The 18,423-nt window shown below is 64.9% G+C and carries 16 protein-coding genes; 7 read left to right on the forward strand and 9 right to left on the reverse strand.

Features of this window, described 5'->3' with window-relative positions:
- The first annotated feature begins 27 nt into the window (after positions 1-27).
- From HMPREF0063_RS12800 to HMPREF0063_RS12825, 6 genes are all read left to right on the forward strand, one after another.
- Positions 28-1,185: an MCE family protein gene (locus HMPREF0063_RS12800; protein ID WP_245527767.1), complete on the forward strand. Its 1,158-nt coding sequence runs from the start codon at positions 28-30 to the stop codon at positions 1,183-1,185.
- Positions 1,182-2,378, forward strand: coding sequence for an MCE family protein (locus HMPREF0063_RS12805; protein WP_007079114.1), 1,197 nt, complete (start codon positions 1,182-1,184; stop codon positions 2,376-2,378). Before HMPREF0063_RS12800 ends, HMPREF0063_RS12805 begins: the two co-directional genes overlap by 4 nt.
- Complete coding sequence (locus HMPREF0063_RS12810; RefSeq protein ID WP_156794129.1) at positions 2,342-3,685, forward strand: MCE family protein; 1,344 nt, start codon at positions 2,342-2,344, stop codon at positions 3,683-3,685. The genes HMPREF0063_RS12805 and HMPREF0063_RS12810 overlap by 37 nt, the downstream gene beginning before the upstream one ends.
- Before the next feature lie 59 nt (positions 3,686-3,744).
- On the forward strand, positions 3,745-4,179 hold the full coding sequence (locus HMPREF0063_RS15915; RefSeq protein WP_156794130.1) for a hypothetical protein: 435 nt from the start codon (positions 3,745-3,747) through the stop codon (positions 4,177-4,179).
- Positions 4,180-4,259: 80 nt separating this feature from the next.
- A complete protein-coding gene (locus HMPREF0063_RS12820) occupies positions 4,260-4,715 on the forward strand; it encodes a hypothetical protein (protein ID WP_211208735.1) in 456 nt (151 codons plus the stop codon).
- Between the two features lie 70 nt (positions 4,716-4,785).
- Entirely contained in the window at positions 4,786-5,742 is a 957-nt protein-coding gene (locus HMPREF0063_RS12825) for an ABC transporter ATP-binding protein (RefSeq protein ID WP_007079118.1), read from the forward strand.
- 648 nt (positions 5,743-6,390) lie between these two features.
- Here HMPREF0063_RS12825 and HMPREF0063_RS12830 read toward each other — a convergent pair.
- The 7 genes from HMPREF0063_RS12830 to HMPREF0063_RS12860 all read right to left on the reverse strand — a co-directional run bounded on the left by HMPREF0063_RS12830 (position 6,391) and on the right by HMPREF0063_RS12860 (position 13,731).
- Entirely contained in the window at positions 6,391-7,362 is a 972-nt protein-coding gene (locus HMPREF0063_RS12830; RefSeq protein ID WP_007079119.1) for an alpha/beta hydrolase, read from the reverse strand.
- Positions 7,359-8,417, reverse strand: coding sequence for an amidohydrolase family protein (locus tag HMPREF0063_RS12835; protein ID WP_169309988.1), 1,059 nt, complete (start codon positions 8,415-8,417; stop codon positions 7,359-7,361). The genes HMPREF0063_RS12830 and HMPREF0063_RS12835 overlap by 4 nt, the downstream gene beginning before the upstream one ends.
- Entirely contained in the window at positions 8,414-9,346 is a 933-nt protein-coding gene (locus tag HMPREF0063_RS12840) for a VOC family protein (protein ID WP_007079121.1), read from the reverse strand. The genes HMPREF0063_RS12835 and HMPREF0063_RS12840 overlap by 4 nt, the downstream gene beginning before the upstream one ends.
- Positions 9,346-10,536: an alpha/beta hydrolase family protein gene (locus tag HMPREF0063_RS12845; RefSeq protein ID WP_050760960.1), complete on the reverse strand. Its 1,191-nt coding sequence runs from the start codon at positions 10,534-10,536 to the stop codon at positions 9,346-9,348. The genes HMPREF0063_RS12840 and HMPREF0063_RS12845 overlap by 1 nt, the downstream gene beginning before the upstream one ends.
- Before the next feature lie 13 nt (positions 10,537-10,549).
- On the reverse strand, positions 10,550-11,533 hold the full coding sequence (locus tag HMPREF0063_RS12850; RefSeq protein ID WP_007079123.1) for a cyclase family protein: 984 nt from the start codon (positions 11,531-11,533) through the stop codon (positions 10,550-10,552).
- Positions 11,534-11,548: 15 nt separating this feature from the next.
- Complete coding sequence (locus tag HMPREF0063_RS12855; protein ID WP_040320288.1) at positions 11,549-12,664, reverse strand: FAD-dependent monooxygenase; 1,116 nt, start codon at positions 12,662-12,664, stop codon at positions 11,549-11,551.
- Between the two features lie 131 nt (positions 12,665-12,795).
- Positions 12,796-13,731, reverse strand: coding sequence for a LysR family transcriptional regulator (locus HMPREF0063_RS12860; RefSeq protein WP_169309989.1), 936 nt, complete (start codon positions 13,729-13,731; stop codon positions 12,796-12,798).
- An 88-nt stretch (positions 13,732-13,819) separates the two neighbouring features.
- On the opposite strand from HMPREF0063_RS12860, the gene HMPREF0063_RS12865 reads away from it, so the two are divergent.
- Positions 13,820-15,760 carry an acetoacetate--CoA ligase gene (locus HMPREF0063_RS12865; RefSeq protein WP_007079126.1) on the forward strand — a complete coding sequence of 647 codons (1,941 nt, stop codon included), beginning with the start codon at positions 13,820-13,822 and terminating at the stop codon, positions 15,758-15,760.
- Positions 15,761-15,867: 107 nt separating this feature from the next.
- On the opposite strand, the gene HMPREF0063_RS12870 is transcribed toward HMPREF0063_RS12865, so the two are convergent.
- Together HMPREF0063_RS12870 and HMPREF0063_RS12875 are read right to left on the reverse strand one after the other, a co-directional pair.
- A complete protein-coding gene (locus HMPREF0063_RS12870) occupies positions 15,868-16,890 on the reverse strand; it encodes an ABC transporter permease (protein ID WP_007079127.1) in 1,023 nt (340 codons plus the stop codon).
- A complete protein-coding gene (locus tag HMPREF0063_RS12875) occupies positions 16,887-18,380 on the reverse strand; it encodes a sugar ABC transporter ATP-binding protein (RefSeq protein WP_007079128.1) in 1,494 nt (497 codons plus the stop codon). Before HMPREF0063_RS12875 ends, HMPREF0063_RS12870 begins: the two co-directional genes overlap by 4 nt.
- Between the last annotated feature and the right edge of the window lie 43 nt (positions 18,381-18,423).

An 18,423-nucleotide genomic window follows, 5' to 3' on the forward strand; every position in this document is an offset into this window, starting at 1 on the left:
CGTCAGTGGACTGCCTTCGGGGTCGTCGTGACAGTCGCCGTTGCCCTTTTCCTCGGCGTCCGCGGGAATGAAACGGCAGTGACCGCGTACTTCTCATCCGCCGTGGGCCTCTACCCCAAGGACGAAGTGAGGGTCTTGGGTGTGAAGGTCGGCACCGTCACGAAGGTCGAACCGCAAGGCGATGTCGTCAAGGTGACCTTCTCCATCGACGACCAACCCATCCCGGCCGACGCGCAGGCGGCGATCATCGCGCCGAACTTGGTCAACGGCCGCTTCATTCAGCTCGCCCCCGTGTACAACGGTGGCGACACGCTCTCCGACGGCGACGAGATCCCCGTCGCGCGAACTGCCGTGCCCATTTCGTTCGACGAGGTCAAGCAGGAACTCACCGACCTCTCCACGGCGCTGACCGCGAACGACGTCGGGGGTGCCCCGTTGTCCGATGTGATCACGGCGCTCGACGGAAACCTCGCGGAGGGAACAGCCGAGAGGCTCGCGACCTCCCTGTCGTCGCTGCGCTCGGCAGCCACGGACCTGTCGGATGACAGCGGAGACATCTTCAGCACCATTGACCAGCTCAACACCTTCACGGAGAACCTCGTGGTCAACGACGCCGCGCTGCGAAGCGCGACCCAGGAGCTGGACACCTTTGCCGGCACCCTCGACGGGAGCTCCGAACAGATCGGAACTGCCATCAGCACACTGCAGGTGGCGCTCGCCGATGTGGGACAGTTCGTCGAGCAGAACCGCACCACCGTTGCCGAGACCTTCGACCAACTTCTGCCTGTGGTCGAGACGGTGGCGAACCAGTCAAACGACTTGGCGCAGCTCCTCCATCTTGCCCCGGCCGCCGTGGAGAACTTCTACGGCACGGTTGAGAACTCTGCCGTGACCGGTCGCGCCCAGCTTGCGAACCTGAACAGCACCGGAGAGCTCCTCTGCGGTCTACTCCTCTCGGTCGGCCCGAACGCCGAAGCATGCCGGCAGTCACTGACACCACTGTTCGATCTCCTGGGACTGGAACCGTTGCCGCTCTCGCCGGGGACCGCCGAGCTGACCGAGGCAAGCCCCGACTCTGCTCCGTCGGCGCCCATCCCCACCACCGAGCAGCTTCAGCAGCCCGCCAGCCCCCTCCTGCAACTGCTTTCCCCGCTCGCGCGGCTCACGAGCGGAGGCACGCCATGAGAATGCCCACCTCGCTCGTGGCTGTCGTCGCCATCATGTTGACGGGAGGCTGCTTGGCTCACCCGAACGAGATGGCATTGCCGGGACAGGTCGCGCTCGGCGACGACGGCTACACGGTCAATGCGTCCTTCGCCTCCGTCGACAACCTGGTGCCGAACTCCGCCGTGCAACGCGACGACGTGGTGATCGGTACGGTCACCGCGATCGAGGTTGAAGGCTGGGATGCCGTGGTCACGATGAGGCTGCTCGACGACGTCAAGCTGCCCGAGAACGTCAGCTTTACGGTCGGCCAGAAGACGTTGCTTGGAGCTCAGTTCGTCGACGTCGTCGACCCGACTGAACCAGTCGGAACTCTCGCCGACGGCGCAACCGTGGACCAAGAGGTGACCGGCCTGTACCCGGCAACGGAAGACATCTTGGCTGCGGTCTCGCTTCTCCTGAACAACGGAGGGCTGTCGCAACTGTCCACGATCACGACCGAGCTCAACACCACTCTCGCCGATCGGGTGCCGCAGGCACGGGACGCTGTCACCCGCCTCAACGACCTGACGACCACCCTCGACAACCGCCGAGGCGAGATCGTGGCGACGCTGGAATCACTGAACTCGCTGGCCGGCCAAGTAGCCGAACAGAGGGACACCGTCACCGCAGCCATCGGCTCGATATCTCCGGGACTGCAAGCGCTTGAGAACCAGAGGACCGACCTCGTCTCAGCGGCCACCGCGCTGGGACAGTTCAGCTCGGTGACCAACCAACTCATCAACACCAGCCAAGAAGCGCTCCTCGCCAATCTCGGAGCGCTCGAGCCACTCCTGGCCGATTTGCAGGCGTCGGGGAACGCTCTTCCTCGCTCTCTCGACCTTCTGCTGACCGTTCCGTTCCCGGTTTCCACCACGCAGAACGCTCTGAAGGGTGACTACGCCAACTTGTTCATCACGTTGGATGCCTCGATCCCGGCGCTCGCCTCGGCCTTCTTCGGCCCGACGCTGAATCCGCCTTCGGACATCAACCCCGCGTCCGCCTCACCCGATGCCGAGGTTGCCCAGGCCCTCGATGGCCTGCTGCAACGGCTCACCACCCCCGGTGCGCCAGCACCGCCGCAGAGCGCCGCCCCGGAACCCAGCCCGAGCACGACCTCGCCACCGACCCAGGCCCCGTGCAACCTGCTCTCCCAACTGTTGGGGATGTGCTGATGTTGACCCGACGCATCAAGGCCCAGCTGATCATCTTTGCGCTCCTCGGTGGTTCTGCCCTGGTCTTCGTTACCCTCGTCTACGGTGACACCCCTCGCTCGACCGGCGTCACCCACACCTCGATCGATATCGAATTCGACGACGTCAGCGGGCTGTACCCCCGCGCCCTCGTCTCCTACCGAGGTGTCAAGGTCGGACAGGTCGACTCCCTCGACTTTCGCGATGACGGCGTGCTCGTCAAGGTGTACCTCGAGAAGGGCATCAGGGTCCCTGAGGCCACGAGGGCCCAGATCAAGAGCACCTCGGCGATCGGCGAACAGTTCATCGACCTCCTACCCGAGAACGATGACGGCCCTTACCTCGCAGGTGGAGACACGATCCCGGCGTCGCAGACCGATGGTCTCCTGCAGATCACCCCGGTGCTGGAGAGCGCCGATGCACTGGTCGAGTCCGTCCCGCTGGAGGAGACTGCCAACCTCCTCGATCAACTGGAGGTCGCGATCGGTGGTTCAGGTGAGGACTTCTCGCAGATCATCGAAGACTCACGAGAGGTCCTGGATGCGGCACAGGCGCGAGTCCTGCAGACCACGGGGTTGATCAGGAACCTCGATCCGGTCATCCAGTCGCAGCTCGCACTGGCGGAGTCGACCGCTTCAGCGCTGAAGTCGGTCGCAGGGGTCACGACCCAGCTCGCAGCCAGCGACCCGGATCTCGAGGCTCTGCTCGACCGCGCACCTCTCGCCCTGCGAGAGACCGGGGCATTGGTCGACGCACTGGAGACGTCGGTCCCGGCAACGCTTGAAGGCACGCAGTCCATCTCTGAGGTCGTGAACGTCTACGAGGACTACTTGCGGCAGACGATCATCGTGTACCCGGCGCTTCAGGCTCGGCTGCAGGCGGTCCTCCTGCCTCATGCCAACGCCGGAGAGGCGAAACTCGATCTCAAGACGAACCTGGGTGACCCGCCGCCCTGCCTTGAGGGATACGTCCCGGTGTCCGAGCGTCGCGACCCGTCCGACCTGACTGACGTCGAGGCGGCAGCCCTTCACTGCCAGGCCCCGGCCGACAGTGAATCCGCGGTCCGTGGGGCCCGCAACACGCCATGCCCCAACGACCCGGGACGTCGATCGGCGACCCCGTTCGGGTGTGGCCTGGTCTTCGACGGATCCCTCCCCGCGACTGCAGCCGCAGTGCCGATCCCTGCGGGGCAGGAGTCGCCGGGGATGTTGGAGCTCCTCGGTGGCACGGCGACCCAGGGTGGCCCAACGTCGTGGACGGCACTCCTGACCGGGCTGGCCACGCCGTGAGATTGCAGGTTCGAGCGGCCATCGAGCGGTGGTCGACAGTTGCCGTCGCTCTCTTGGTCGTGGGTGCCGCAGTCCTGGGATGGTCCCAGTGGAGAGATCTTCGTGAGATCGGTGCGGCACGTGACGTCGACGCTGCCGCCGTCGAAGCAGCTTCAACTACGGTCACGGCGCTGATCGGTGTCGACGCGAATACTGCGGACGACGATCTGGCCGATGTCCTGGACCGGAGCACCGACGAGTTCAAGGAGCAGTTCGCTGCACAAGCAGAGACCTTCCGCGACACGCTCACCTCAGCCCAGGTCGAGGCATCCGGCGAGGTGGTCGCGGCGGGACTCGTCCGGCGCGACGACGACAGCGCGACGGTCGTGGTAGCAGCAACCGGTACCGTCACCCAGGGTCAGCCGGGTGCCTCGTCCCCGCGCCACTACCGTATGACAGTCGATCTTCGCCAGACCGACGGTCGCTGGTTGGTCGCCGGGATGGAGTTCGTGTGACCCGCTCGAAGAGGTCGGCGGCCGCAGCAGCCAACGGGGTCAAGCGACTCGTCGGGGAGATGGGTCATGGCGCCGGACGGGTGGTGCTGATCAGTCTGTTGGTGGCCGCTGTCGTCTCGAACGTCGGGCTGCGGCTTGCTGTCACCCAGGCGGAGGAAGAACGTGACACAGGCAGGGCAGCACTGGAGTCCGCCACCACCAGGATCCCGGCCATGTTGTCGTACGACTTCGGGTCGTTCGACTCCTACGTCGAGCTTGCCGTCGGCAACACCACGGGAGACTTCGGCGAGGAGATGAGACTGACACTCCGCGAGCAGATCCAGCCGGATGCCGAAGCCCGCCAGATTGTCAACGAGGTGCAGGTGACCTCAGCCGGCGTCCAGAGCGCCGGCAAAGGATCGGTCACCGTGCTCATGCTGCTGACGCAGGTCACTCAATCCGGCTCCGAGCCTCCGGTGACCGGTGGCTTTCGAGTGCTGGCCACGATGAGCGAGACCGACGAGGGCTGGTTCGTGTCTGATCTTGAACCGGTCTGATCCACGTCGAACGGCCGTTTCCCACAACCACGCTGAGCGTGTAGCAATCGCAACCTAAGGAGGAGCCACGGTGGGTGTAGAAGTCAAGGTCGAGGGACTGACGAAGAAGTTCGGATCGCAAGTGATCTGGAGCGACGTGTCCTTGACACTCCCGGCCGGTGAAATCTCGGTGATGCTCGGCCCGTCGGGCACCGGCAAGTCGGTGTTCCTGAAGACGGTGATCGGTCTGCTCAAGCCCAACGCGGGTCATGTGTGGATCGAGGGCACTGACATCGCGAACTGCTCGGAGAAGGACCTCTACGAGATCCGCAAGCTGTTCGGGGTGCTGTTCCAGGACGGGGCGATGTTCGGCTCGATGGACCTCTATGACAACGTCGCGTTCCCGCTTCGTGAGCACACCAAGAAGTCCGAGTCGGAGATCCGTCAGGTCGTGATGGACAAGATGGAGCTGGTGGGTCTGACGGGTTCGGAGAACAAGCTCCCCGGTGAGATCTCCGGCGGCATGCGCAAGCGCGCCGGCCTGGCCCGCGCGTTGGTGCTCGATCCGGAGATCCTGCTGATCGACGAGCCCGACTCAGGCCTGGACCCGGTCCGCACGGCCTACATCAACCAGCTCTTCATCGACCTGAACGCGCAGATCGACGCGACGTTCCTGATCGTGACCCACGACATCAACACCGCCCGCACGGTGCCCGACAATATCGGCCTGCTCTACCACAAGCACCTGGCGATGTTCGGTCCCCGCGAGATGCTCCTGAGCAGCACCGAGCCGGTCGTGGCGCAGTTCCTCAACGCCCAGCGCGTCGGCCCGATCGGCATGTCGGAGGAGAAGGACGCCGACGAGCTCGCCTCGGAGTCCGGCATCGAGATGCCGCCGTTGCCGCCGATCCCGGCCCAGCTCGACCCGTCCGACGGTCGTCCCCGCCGGGGTCAGCGTGAGCCCGGCAAGTGGTGCCGCGACAACAACGTCACCCCGCCCCGCGGATCCTTCGACGCACACGCTTCCTTCGCTGGCGCGTCGGTCTGACGATCTCCGTCCTTTCCAAACAGGCAGGGCCGGCGCCCCATGCGTAGAGCGCCGGCCGTGCCTCTTGACGTTGCCTAGGAGTTGGCCGACGGCATTGCCGTGTGTCGACCGACTGCAGTTCTGCGTATGGGGCGATTCTCGCCTCGCACCGTGTCGTAGATGCGGCCGCAGATCTCTCCTATAAGAGGCGGCAGGATCGGCAGTGTGAAGAAGACGAGGACGAACGGGCACTGCCCCGAGCGTTGTGGAGCAAGCGGACCGGCCGGCTGGTTTCGCCGAGGATTCTCGGTGTTTGCCCGACAGGCTCAGAACACAAACCGAGCCGCAAGCATTGAGCCTCCCACGACAAGTCGGACCACGCCAAAGTGTCGGGCCTGGTGGACCCTGAGGCCGCCAGCATCGGACCGAACAACCTTGCGGACCTCCAAGCGGGCAATGTCCCCCAAACTACCAAAGCCCCCGCTTCCACTGTCATTCCAGTGAAAACGGGAGCTTCGGATCGGCGGTGGCGGTGGGATTTGAACCCACGCTGGCGCCGCCCTCAGGGCCGGGTGGCGGAGGGATTCAGACTCACGGAGAGCAGACCAATCGAGAAGCCAGCCGGTAGGTCAGGTCAACCCTGGCATCGAACACCAGTGGCGTCCCCCTCTACTGATTCAGGTGGGTGGAGAGCCAATCCAGGATCGGCCGGGGCCGTCGCTGAAACTCCAGGTAGCCGTCCCAACGCCGGGTCGTTCCCTCGACCCAGGAGAGTTCCTTGGAGTCCACGTCAATCAGCTCATACATCCGTTCAAGATCGTGCGGCCGGGTCAACGCGTCATCGCGGACGCCATATATATAGGTCGGGACGGTCACGTGCCGGGCCCATTCTGCGTCGGGACGGCTACCGAAAGGCACGGAGGTCCCGATCGTGACGAGTTGGTCGAGGTCGTCCAACCGGTCCGCGCCGACGCCGACGATGTCAAGCAGTCGACTCATAATCACTTTGTCCGACACCGGCTGGCAAGCGACCAGGCAGGTGATCTGCTCAAACGCCGAGGGGGCGATCTTCATTGCTGCGAAGGTCGAGTTGGCACCGAGACAACGGCTGAACAGGGCGATCTTCATCGACTTCATCGCCTGGTGCTGGCGGGCGAAGCCTAGCGAACCGAGAACGTCCCGCGCCTCGTACAGTCCACTGGTCACCGCTCCTCCGTTGGCTGCTCCGCTCAGGCCAAAATTGCGCAGGTCGTAAGTCAGGACGTTGTAGCCAGCCCGATGGAGGATGTCGTAGTCGGGCACGAAGTTGACGTCCATCGTGTTGCCGCTCGATCCCCAGATCGTCTTCCACGGTTCGAGGTGGGTGGGCAGGCCTGCCCGGCTGAAGCCCATGGGGTGGTTGAGGATCACCAGCTTGTCGCTGTTGGCCGGGATGAACCAGCCTTCCAAGGGCACTCCGTCCGCCGAGGGAAAGGTGACGTCTTGGAAGTCCAGTCCCGCGTCGCTCGGGGACCACAGAACTGGTGAGCGAACCGGGTTGACGAAGGCGTGAGAGATACCGGTGAGGATCGCGTCGGATTCTGCTGACGACAGCGCGGGGCGGGTCGGATTCGTCAGATCGGTCGTGCTGTCGACGGTCATGGCTCAACCTCCTGGGTGGTGATGATGGGAAGAGACTGCACGGACATGGGGTGAGGAGGCCGGTGCTTCGCTGACGAACTCGCCGGCGGGGTCGCGCCGGCTGCCCGATCGAGGCGCAAGAGCCTGCGGGCATTACTCGTCAGGGCGGGATCCAGATGGTTCGGTGGACGTTCTGAGTCCCATCCTCCGAAGTTCGACCCGAACACCAAGTGATCGGTGGGCAACGTTCTGCGGACGAGTGCGTCAGCTTCGTCGGAGTGCACATGGACGTCGAACCAAAGTCGCTGAAGGTGTTCGTTCAGGCGAGCCTCGGTGACCGGGGATCGGGCCGTGCGGGCGAAGGCGCTGAGTCGTCCCCAGAGCATGGCAAGACCGCCGCCCGCATGTGACAAGCAGACGTCGAGCCGCGGGAAGCGGTCAAGGACGGATCCAAGAAGAAAACTGCTCGCAGCGATGGTGTCTTCCAGCGGGTACCCGATGACGGCTTGGCCCGTCCATCTGTCCAGTCGGGGGTCACCCGGTGGTCCATCAATTCCCGGCATGGCGGAGTGCACGAACAAGGGCACGTCCAGGTCCTGGCACGCCTGGTAAACGGGGTCGAGCGCTTCATTGTCCAGGTGAGGCCGGGCATCAGAACCCATGTAGCCGCCCACCATCCCGAGATCCTTCACGCATCGGTGCAACTCTTCGGCTGCCGCCTCGGGACGTTGGGTCGGCAGCTGGGCGAGACCGAGGCCCCGGCCGTCCGTCCTTGAGCACCACGAGGAGAGCAAGTTGTTCGCGAGGCCGGCGAAGCGTTCTGCGACCTCCGGCGGAGCGTGGTGGAAGAGCCACAACGGCGAGATCGACACCACCTGCATCTCGATTCCCGCATCGTCGAGCGCGTCGAGGCGACTCGCTGGAGAAGCAGCGAGGAGCGACGGGTCGCTGACCGGCCACTCCATGCCTCCGGTCACCAAGCGATGTCCGGATGGGCCGGTCTGGATGGCGGGACCGTACGTCCCTGCTTCGCCCATCAGCTCGTCGAAGAAAAGGTGAGCGTGGACGTCGATCATGACCATGTCTCCACCGCGCGCAACGAGGACTGCGGCCCAAGGTCGCGCCAGTGGTGGCCCCACACCTCGTTCGGGGCTCCAGCGGTCTTGTCGATGAGGCGCATCGTCCAGGTCGCATCGTCGATGTCGATCGAGTCGCAGCCGAGCTCGATGTCGAATCCACTTGGGGTTCGGGTGTAGAACGACATCTGCTCGTCACCCACGTGCCGGCCCAGGGTCGCGCTGACCTCCCAAGGTCCGGTCTGCACCGTGTCGTAGGCACGCCCGACCTCGTCAACGCTTTCGGATTCGACCATCAGGTGCTGAAGGCCGAGCAGCCGTCCCGGCATCTCCCACAGGGCGATGCTGTGATGGCGGGTGTTGCACCGCAGGAAGCGCATGGTGCCCAAGGCGGGACCGTGGTGAACCACGTCGGTGGTGACCAGGCCGAGCACTTCCTCGTAGAAGGCGGTGCCGACCTCCAGGTCAGGAACAACGAGCACCGCGTGCCCGAGGCCCTGCGGCCCGGTGCGGAACTTGGTGGTCGAACGCTCACCCCGGAAAGACCGATCGAATTCGACGGCGCCGGCGTAGACCTCATGCCGGATGCCGAACGGGTCATGGAAGGAGACGAGTTCACTGACCATCCGTTGGTTCGCCACTTCCGCCGACTCGACAACGACCTCGACTCCTCGAGACCGCAGGGTTGCGGTAATCCGGTCAAGATCGCCGCTGTCGCGTGACTCCCACCCGATGTAGGCGACTTCGTCCGTGTCACCGGGGTGGACGGCGAGACGGAACGCGCGGTCGTCCCACCGCATCCGGTGTGCGCCGGTCTCATCGCTGACGACTTCCATGCCGAACACCCGGCGGGCGAAGTCGGGCCATTCCTCGGCCCGGGGGGTGGTGACGCCCAGATATCCCAGACTGTGCATCAGTCGGTGGTTCATCACGCAACCCCCTGCCGCGAAGGGTGAGCAGTGTCCTCGAGTGACGCCAACGTGAGGTCGATCCAGTCGCAGATGTAGTCGCGGACCACCAGCATGTTGTCGACGCTGCAGTGTTCGACACCGCCCTCTCGGTCACCAAAGATCTTCAGCGCGGGGGCCGGACTGGAGGTCAGGTCGGCATACAGCTGATGGGCGTACCCGACGTCGATCTGCCGGTCGTGCTCTCCGTGCACGACGAGGTACGGCACGGAGATCTTGTCGGCGACCCCTCGCAGGTTGATGCTCTCGGAGAGCTCAATGAAGTCGTCGAGGTTGTCGCAGCCCCACACCCACTGGACGTGGTCCCAGTAATGCGGGACGGGTCGGTCACCTTGATTCGCGAGGCGCTGCTGTTGCACTTGGCCCCAGTCGTAGTTCGATCCCCAGGCGACTCCAAAGCTCAGCCGGGGCTCGAAGGCCGTGGCGCGCGGTCCGTAGTAGCCGCCGAGTGACCAGGCGACGAGTCCGATGAGTTGGGGGTCGATGTCTGGTTGATCCTCGAGGAAGTCAACGCAGGCTGTGGCCCAGGATTCGGTGGCGACCGAGGCGGTCAGGTTTCGCAGGCGTAGCGCCTCGCCCGATCCCGGGGTGTCGACGATCAGGGACCCGATGCCGCGGGCCAAGAGTTCCTGGGCAACGCCGGTGCCGAAGATCTGCTCCTTCGTGCTGTCGAGCCCGTTCCAGAAGATGACGCAAGGGGTGCGGCGGGCGGTTGCTGGTGGGCGGATGAGGATGCCCGGCAGCGACTCGGCCCCGAAGGGCACCTCGACCTTTTGCGCCGGGGAACGAGTGAGCTCAAGGTGCCGATCGAAACTTGCCAAAGACGCGGCGTAAGCCGCGCGGCGGGGCGCGAAGGTTCGGGCCTGCATACGTTCAGCCGTTTGGTAGTAAGCAGTGGCACGGGCCAGCTTGGCGCCGGCCGATCTCGGCCGACCTGCGGCCTCGTCCTCGTTGGCCAGTTCGACCAGGGTCTCGGCCAGCTCGCACCATGACTCGAAAAACATCTGGGTCTGGGCGTCTTCATCTGCGTCATTGCCCTCGTTCAGCAGCGGACGGCAGGCTTTGTCGATCTCGCCGATGTGGCCGCCGACGGAGAGAGCCAAGTTCACTGAGAGGTTCCAGACATACTTGTGGGGAAAAGGTTCGAACACGTCAGCCTCCGGGCTACTTGAGGGCAAGGGCGCTGACCGGTGCACCCGAGGCGCCGGTCAGCGGGAGCGGGGAAGCGACGAGCATGACCTCGACGATCCCGTCGTCCGCACAGTCATCTGCGAGTGCATCGAGGTCGAACATCTCGCCGAAGGCGAGTCCGCCGTGGACCAGGGCCACGATGTGCAGTGGCTGGAAGTATCCGATTTCGTTCGGTCGAACCTCCACCCCCCACGTGTCCGTGGCGATCGCAGCCACTTCGCGATCGTGCAGCCACGGGGCCATGTGCAGCGACAGGCCGGGGGCGTCGCCACCGGCGTAGTCGCCCCACCTGCCGCGACGCTCGTTCATGAAGCCGGTGCGAATGAGGATCGCAGATCCGGGCTGAAGGTCGACGTCATGGGCCTGGAGGTAGTCGTCGATCTCGTCCGGCCCGATGGCCTCACCGGGAGCCAGCGAGACCACACCTCGATGACGTGCGATGTCGATCAGAACCGCAGGCATGACCATCCGGCCCGTCCAGTGCTCGATGCCGTTGTGTGCCGCACCACGGCTGGTCACATCGCCGGCGGAGCGGCCGTTGTACATGCGCCCCTCCCAGAAGATGTGGGACAAGGAGTCCCATTGAGTGCCGCACTGGGTTGGCATGACCAGGACGTCGTCGGAGAATCCGAACCCTTGGGCTGGTCCGAAGCCACCCGGGAGCGGGTCCTGGGCTCCGGAGACGTGGTCGCTGCCGCTCGCTGTCACAAGCAGTTGGGGGTTGGAGCGGAAGCCGCCCGGCTGCGGCCCGGTCTGGTCGTAGGGAAGGCTGAGCGAGAAGCTCTTGCCTTGCGTGACGAGGGCCGCGGCTCGGGTGATCTGTTCGGCCCCCACGAGGTTGAGCGTGCCGATCTCGTCGTCGTCGCCCCAGCGGCCCCAGTTCGAGCAGGTCGCGATGTAGTGCTCGAGCAGTTGTCGATCGGTGGTTTGCTCGCGGGTAGGTGCGGTGGATGTCATCGGATCCTCCCGATCTCAGTAGGGCTCGGCCAGTCGGCCAAATGCTTCGGCGGTGACTCGTTCATGCTCGGCACCGGGAGTGTTCGGATGTGTCTGCCAGTGGCTGAGCTGACAGGCCGTGTCGACCACGAAGCGGCACCTGTCGTAGCGACGTGCGCTGTAGGCGGCGAGCGCGTCCTCGACCGAGTGAGACCTTCCCAGTTCTTCACCGAGGACCACCGCGTCCTCCAGGCACATCGCAGCGCCGGCAGCCAGTTGCGGCGTCGGGCAGTGGGCCGCGTCACCGAGCAGGACAGCGCCGCCGCGGTGCCACGGCTCCGGGACCAGAACGGTCTCGAAGGAGGCGAAATTCACGAGGGACGGATCCCCGATGTCGGGTCGCACGTCGGCGACTAGTCCGCCGAAGGGCGCCGTCTTCTCCAGGAGCAGATCGACGATCTGTTCTTGGGTGGGCCGGTAGTCGGAGGGCACGGGGATCGAGCAGTAGAGGTACATGGACGTGTCGGAGGTCGGGGTGAACCCGAGGAAGACATCACCTGCCGGGTGGTACTGGACCTCACCACTCACGCCGGGCGGGCGCGGAAGAACGGCTCGAATGCATCCCTGTCCGCGAAAGGTGGTCGGCAGGTCACCGAACACGAGTGTGCGAACGGTGGACCTGACTCCGTCAGCACCGACCACCAAGTCGAATTCACCTCTGGATCCGTCGGCGAAGTCGACGGAAACGGCCGCGTCGACCTGATGGAGCGAAACGGGTTCGGCAGAGGTCCGGATCGGGACGCCGAGCCCCAGCGCATGGTCGAGCAGGACCGAGTGCAGCGCCGGCCGCATCATGCCGAGCATGCCGGGCTGGTCCGTGCCGACAGGTGAGGGAATTTCGAAGCTACTCGCCACCGACCCGTCGAGTGCGAAGGTGTCGAAGTTGGAGAACCCGTATCCGCGCCGAAGGCACTCGTCGTGGAGGCCTAGTGCGGCGAGCGCACGCAGCGATGGCCCGATGAGGGTGATGCCGCTGCCGAGTGCTTCGACAGTTTCACGTCGCTCGACCAGGGTCACATCGAGACCCTGCTGCGCCAGCGAGATCGACGTTGCGAGTCCGCCGATCCCGGCTCCCACTATCAGTGCCCGCACGTCCGAGCCCTCCCATGAATGGACGTGGACTGCCTCCCCTAGGAGGCTTCGGTGTGGTCCGCGTCACGCAATGAGGTTGACTCTAGGTGCATCTCTCATCCTTCGGAAGTGATGCTTTTCGATCGCTGACATCACTCAGACTGATGTATTGATTCCATTCGCGCAGCCGCCTCCACCATCCGGCGACGCAGCCACCGATGGGCCGGGTCCGCGTCGGCGCGGGCCGACCAGAACGCGGCCTCTCGTAGCGGGGACAGTTCGACGGGTGGCTCCATCAGACGAAGGCTGATCCGTGATTCGAAATATCGTGCGAGGCGCTCGGGGAGGAGCGCCATCATCGTTGTCCCGGGCAGGAGAAGCGGTTGCACAACGAAACTCTGCGCCTCGATGGCCAGCGGCCGCTCGTAGCCGACCTGCTGCAACCGCATGTCACTGATCGTCGCCGTCGACGAACTGCTGAACGACACTGACGGCAAGGTGCGGAACTGGTGCTCGGTCATGACGTCTCCCACATCTGGATGGTCCCGGGCGACCGCACACACCAGACGGTCGGTGAACAGCATTCGCGAGCGCACAAGTGGCTCGTCCTCCACCAACTCGTCGGGATAGATCAGCAGGTCGAGCTGCGACCGCACGACTGATGGAGCTGCGTCGCGGGTGACCGGAAAAATTTCGAACCGTACGTGGGGCGCTTCGCGCCGGAGGTCGGACAGCAGCGGCCCCAGGAACATCAAGAGCACGTAGTCACTGGCCATTACCGTGAAGGTTCGACTGCTCGTCGTCGGGTCGAACTCTCGACCGGCGCGGATCGTGGACTCCAGGCCGTCGAGTGCCTCTCTGATCGGGGCGACAAGTTCCAGTGCGCGGTTGGTCGGAGCCAGGGATCGCCCTTGCCGCACGAGTAGCGGGTCGTCGAAGAACTTGCGTAGGCGTGCCAACGAAGCACTCATCGCCGGTTGGCCGATGGACATGCGCTCAGCAGCGCGGGTGACGCTGCTCTCGGCCATGAGTGCGTCGAAGGCCAGCAGCAGGTTGAGATCCAGCCTGTAGAGCTCGTCGCGGTTCACTTGGTCACCCACTTCCATCGATCGAATCAATACTTCTCATGCCAAAGTATCGCTGTCGCGTGGGCGACTCGGTACCTAGTGTGGCCCCGTGTCCTCACCACGATCCACCCGCGAGGCGGTACCCCGACCACAACTGCTGGACTTCTCCGATGGTGTCGGCCGAAAACTCGGCACCGAGATGCACGACTACCGACGCCTGTGGAGCTGGTCGATCGACGAACCGGACGCGTTCTGGTCCGCGGTGTGGGACTACGTCGGCATGCCCCACCGCGACGCCTCCGATCCCGTGCTGACCGACTCGGCCATGCCGGGAGCTGAGTGGTTCCCTGGTGTGCAGCTCAACTACGCCGAAGAGATGTTCCGCCACCGCAGCCCGGATGACACTGCCGTCACCGGTGTGGACGAGTTCGGCATCGTCAGGACGCTGTCATGGTCTGAACTCCAGCAGCAAGTGGCGTCCGGCGCCGCCTGGCTCCGCGCACACGGAGTTGGCACCGGTGATGCGGTCGCCGGTTACCTCCCCAACTCAACCGAGGCAGTCGTTGCGTTTCTCTCGGCTGCGAGCGTCGGCGCCACCTGGGGCCTGTGCGGACTCGACTACGCCGGGGAGGCCGCTTTGGCCCGGCTTGGCCAGCTGCGCCCGAAGGTCCTGATCGCAGCCAAGCAGACCCACGTCGGCGGCCGGCTCGTCGACCGCCGCGATGACGTCGCTGTGCTTCGGGAGGGGCTTGCCGAGGTGGTGGCGACCGCCATCGTCGGAGTCACCGAGTGGGACAAGGACGCTGCCAGCTTCGACACTGTCGTCTCGAATGCTGCATCGGCCTGGTCGCCCGCCCGGGTGCCGTTCGACCACCCGCTGTGGGTGCTTTTCACATCAGGGACCACTGGCAAACCCAAGGGCCTGGTCCACGGTCACGGCGGGATTCTGCTGGAGCAGCGGAAGATCGGGACCCTGCACCTCGACCTGGGCTCTGACGACCGAGTTCTCTGGTACACCTCACCCAGTTGGATGATGTGGAACTTTCTCATCGGTGCGCTGCAGTGCGGCGCGGAGATCGTCTGCTACGAAGGCAGTGCAGGCCACCCGGGCATCGGCAGACTTTGGGACCTCGCCCGAGAGCTCGACGTCACTGTCCTCGGCACCAGTCCCGGGTACCTGGCAGCATGCCGAGCTGGCGGCATCGAGCTGCCGGCCCCGGGCAGCACCGGCCTGCGCCTTCTCGGAGTCACCGGATCCACCTTCACCCCTGACCTTCATTCGTGGGTCGCCGATGCCATCGGCGACGAGGTACCGATCGCATCTACCAGCGGAGGGACCGATGTGTGCACCGCGTTCGTGGGTCACAGCCCGACTGTTGCGTCTGTGCCCGGAGAGCTCTCCGCGCCGTGCTTGGGCGTCAACCTGCGCTGCTTCGACGATGCAGGCGCCTCGGTCGTCGGCCGAGCCGGCGAGCTGGTCATCACGGCACCCATGCCTTCCATGCCGCTTCGAATTCTCGGCGATCCGGACGGCTCGAGGTACCGCGCTGCCTACTTCGACCGGTACCCCGGGACGTGGTGTCATGGCGACTCGATCACCGTGACCGGCCGAGGCTCGGTCATCATCCACGGCCGCTCCGACGCCACCCTCAACCGCCACGGGGTCCGCATGGGATCGGGCGACATCACGGCGCCGGTCGAACAACTCCCAGAGGTGGCCGAAGCGCTCGTGATCGGGATGGAACGACCGAACGGCGGATACAGCATGCCTCTGTTCGTCCATCTCGTCGATGGTCACGACCTCGATGAGAACTTGATCGAACGTCTGCGGTTCGCTATCCGTTCTTCGACCTCACCGCGCCACGTGCCGGACGAGTTCATCGCTGTCCCGGGCATACCCCACACCAAGACCGGCAAGAAGCTTGAGGTGCCGATCCGCCGGATATTTCTGGGTGAGGATCCCGACGATTGCCTCGACCGGCGAGCAGTAGACGATCCCGCCCTGATCGATTGGTTCGCCGCGCTGGCCCGCTCGTGGCAGCCCCGCTAACCGGAACCTTCGCCGGTCGGCTCTGTCGAGGCGCCGTCGATCCGCGACTTTCGCCGCACGATGCCCCGGACCTGGTGTGGTCCGGGGCTTCATGCATGGATCACACGTCAGGTCTGTCGGCGTCGAGCCAGGAGGGTCGACCACAGGACGGCGAGAACCAGAGCGGCTCCGTTGAAGAAGCTGGGGACCCAGGCTGCCGCCCCGGCAAGAGTGAGCCCGCTGACTGCGGCTGCCACGAAGATCACTCCGATGAGGGTGCCGAGGACGTTGTAGCGGCCGGGGTCCAGCACCGTCGCACCGAGGAACGCTGCGGCGAGCGCCGGGAACAGCAGATCCTGGCCGGCGCCGACCGGCACTCCCCCGTTCCGGGCGACCAACAGGACTCCGGCAACACCGGCCAAGAGACTTGACGCGACGAGGGACAGGAAGACCAAGCGGTCCACTCGGACTCCCACCAAGGCAGCTGCGTCCGGGTTGGAACCAATTGCTCTGAGACGCCGGCCGGCCGGAGTGCTCGTGGTCACGAACCAAGCAGCGACGACCACGGCGACAAGCAGGATGAACGGCGCTGGGATCACCCACAGCGTGCTCGACCCGAAGTCGGTCATCACCGGACTGATGCCGCCGACAAGGTCCCGACCACCGGTGTACCACTGGGTCAGACCCGACAGGAAGATCGATGCACCCAAGGTGACGATGAAGGGGTTCACGTGGAGCACGGCGACGACCGTCGCGTTGGCGATCGCCACGATGAGAGCAACCGTCATCGCAGCGGCAATTGCGGTCGCCATCGGCCAGTCATGTTGTGACATAAAGGTGGCCACCACGGCTGCGCACAATCCACTGGTCGCGCCGACGGTGAAGTCGATGTTCCCAGCGATGAGCGGGATGACCGCCGCGATAGCAACGATCCCGACGACTGACACGTTGCCCATCACCGCCTGAGCGTTGCCGAGTGAGCGGAAGGTCTCGCCCGTCGAGGGAAGTACCGAGAAGAACACCACAAGCGCCACAAGCAGCCCGATCAAGCCATACTTCGCACCCAGGCCCGACAGGGTCGAAACCAACTGTCTGCGGGGTCGGGTCAAAGCATCGTGCTCGGACGTTGCTGAGTCGTGTGTCATGGTCATGAAACGTTCACCGCCTGGTAGGTAAGCGCGACGATGCTGGTGGCATCGATGTCGCGGGTCGAGACGTCTGCGACGACTTGCCCGGCAACCAGCACCAGCACGCGATCACACACGTGAGCCAGCTCCTCGTGGTCCGTGGAGGCCAGCACAATTCCGGCGCCTTGCTGGGCAGCCGCGTCGAGCAGTCCATAGATGTCTGCACGCGCGACGACATCGACGCCTTGGGTGGGTTCATCCAGCAGGAGCACATCAGGTAGCCGTTGCAACCAACGCGCCAGAACCACCTTCTGCTGGTTGCCTCCCGACAGAGAGCCCACGCTCTGCGCTGACCCGGTGGCCTTGACCTTGAAGTCGGCTACGAGGTTGTCCGCTGCATCGAGCTCGGACCGCTTGCTGAGCCATCCACCTCTGCTGTGTCGTTCGAGGGCAGCGATTGACAAGTTCTCGCTGATCGGCAGGTCCGCCATCAGCGCGTCCCGGGCGCGGTCCTCGGGTACATATCCGACGCCGTTGGCCATCCGCTGCACGGTCGAAAGCCCGGCCATCGACGTCCCGCAGACCGAGACGGATCCGCCTTGGGGTTCCGGTCCCGCACCGAAGATCGATCGCAGGAGTGTCGACTTTCCTGCGCCGAGAAGTCCGGCCACTCCCACGATCTCGCCTCTCCGCACGGTCACGGATACGTCGCTGAGCCTGCCCGCAGTCAGGCCGGTCACTGACAGGACCACGTCGCGGGCCGAGGCGTCGGCCGGTCGCTCGGGGTAGAGCCGATCAACGGGCCGGCCGGCGATCAGTTCGACCAGCCCCTGTTCATCGGTCGACGCGACCGGCAGTCCGGCCACCTTCTGGCCGTCGCGCAGGACGGTGACGTCGTCGGCGATGGCGCGGATCTCGTTCAAGCGATGGGAGACGTAGATGATGGTGTCGCCCTGAGCAACTCGGCGCCTGAGGTAGTCCAGGAGGATGTCGACCTCGTGGTCGGGGAGGCTCGCGGTAGGTTCGTCGAGAACGAGCAGTGAACCACCCGCGGGCGCACCAGCGAGTGCGCGCGCCACCGCAACCATGGTGCGTTGCGCCGGGGAAAGTTGTCCCACGAGTTCTGTCGGACCCGCGACCACCTCGAATTGATCGAGTAGCGCAGCGGCCCGACTGTTGAGTCGTCGCCAGTCAACACGGCCCGCCCTACCCGTCGGGTACCCCTCCACGAGCGCGATGTTCTCGGCGACGGTGAGGTCGTCGATCAAGCCGACGTCCTGATGCACAAACCGAAAGCCGAGTCTTGCTGACAGGTGGGGGGTCAGCTGTGAGACCTGATGAGTCTCACCATCCACCGTGATCTCGCCGCTGTCCCCCGGAACGACCCCGGCGAGAATCTTGATGAGTGTGGACTTGCCTGAGCCATTGCCACCGAGGAGGGCGTGGATGGTGCCCCGTCGGATGGAGAGGTCGACTCGGTCCAGGACGGTGGTGCCGCCGTACGTCTTGCTCACCCCGTCAAGACGTACGGCGGAACCACTTGCAGGGTGGCCGATG

It is taken from the genome of Aeromicrobium marinum DSM 15272, from assembly GCF_000160775.2.
Lineage (GTDB): Bacteria > Actinomycetota > Actinomycetes > Propionibacteriales > Nocardioidaceae > Aeromicrobium > Aeromicrobium marinum.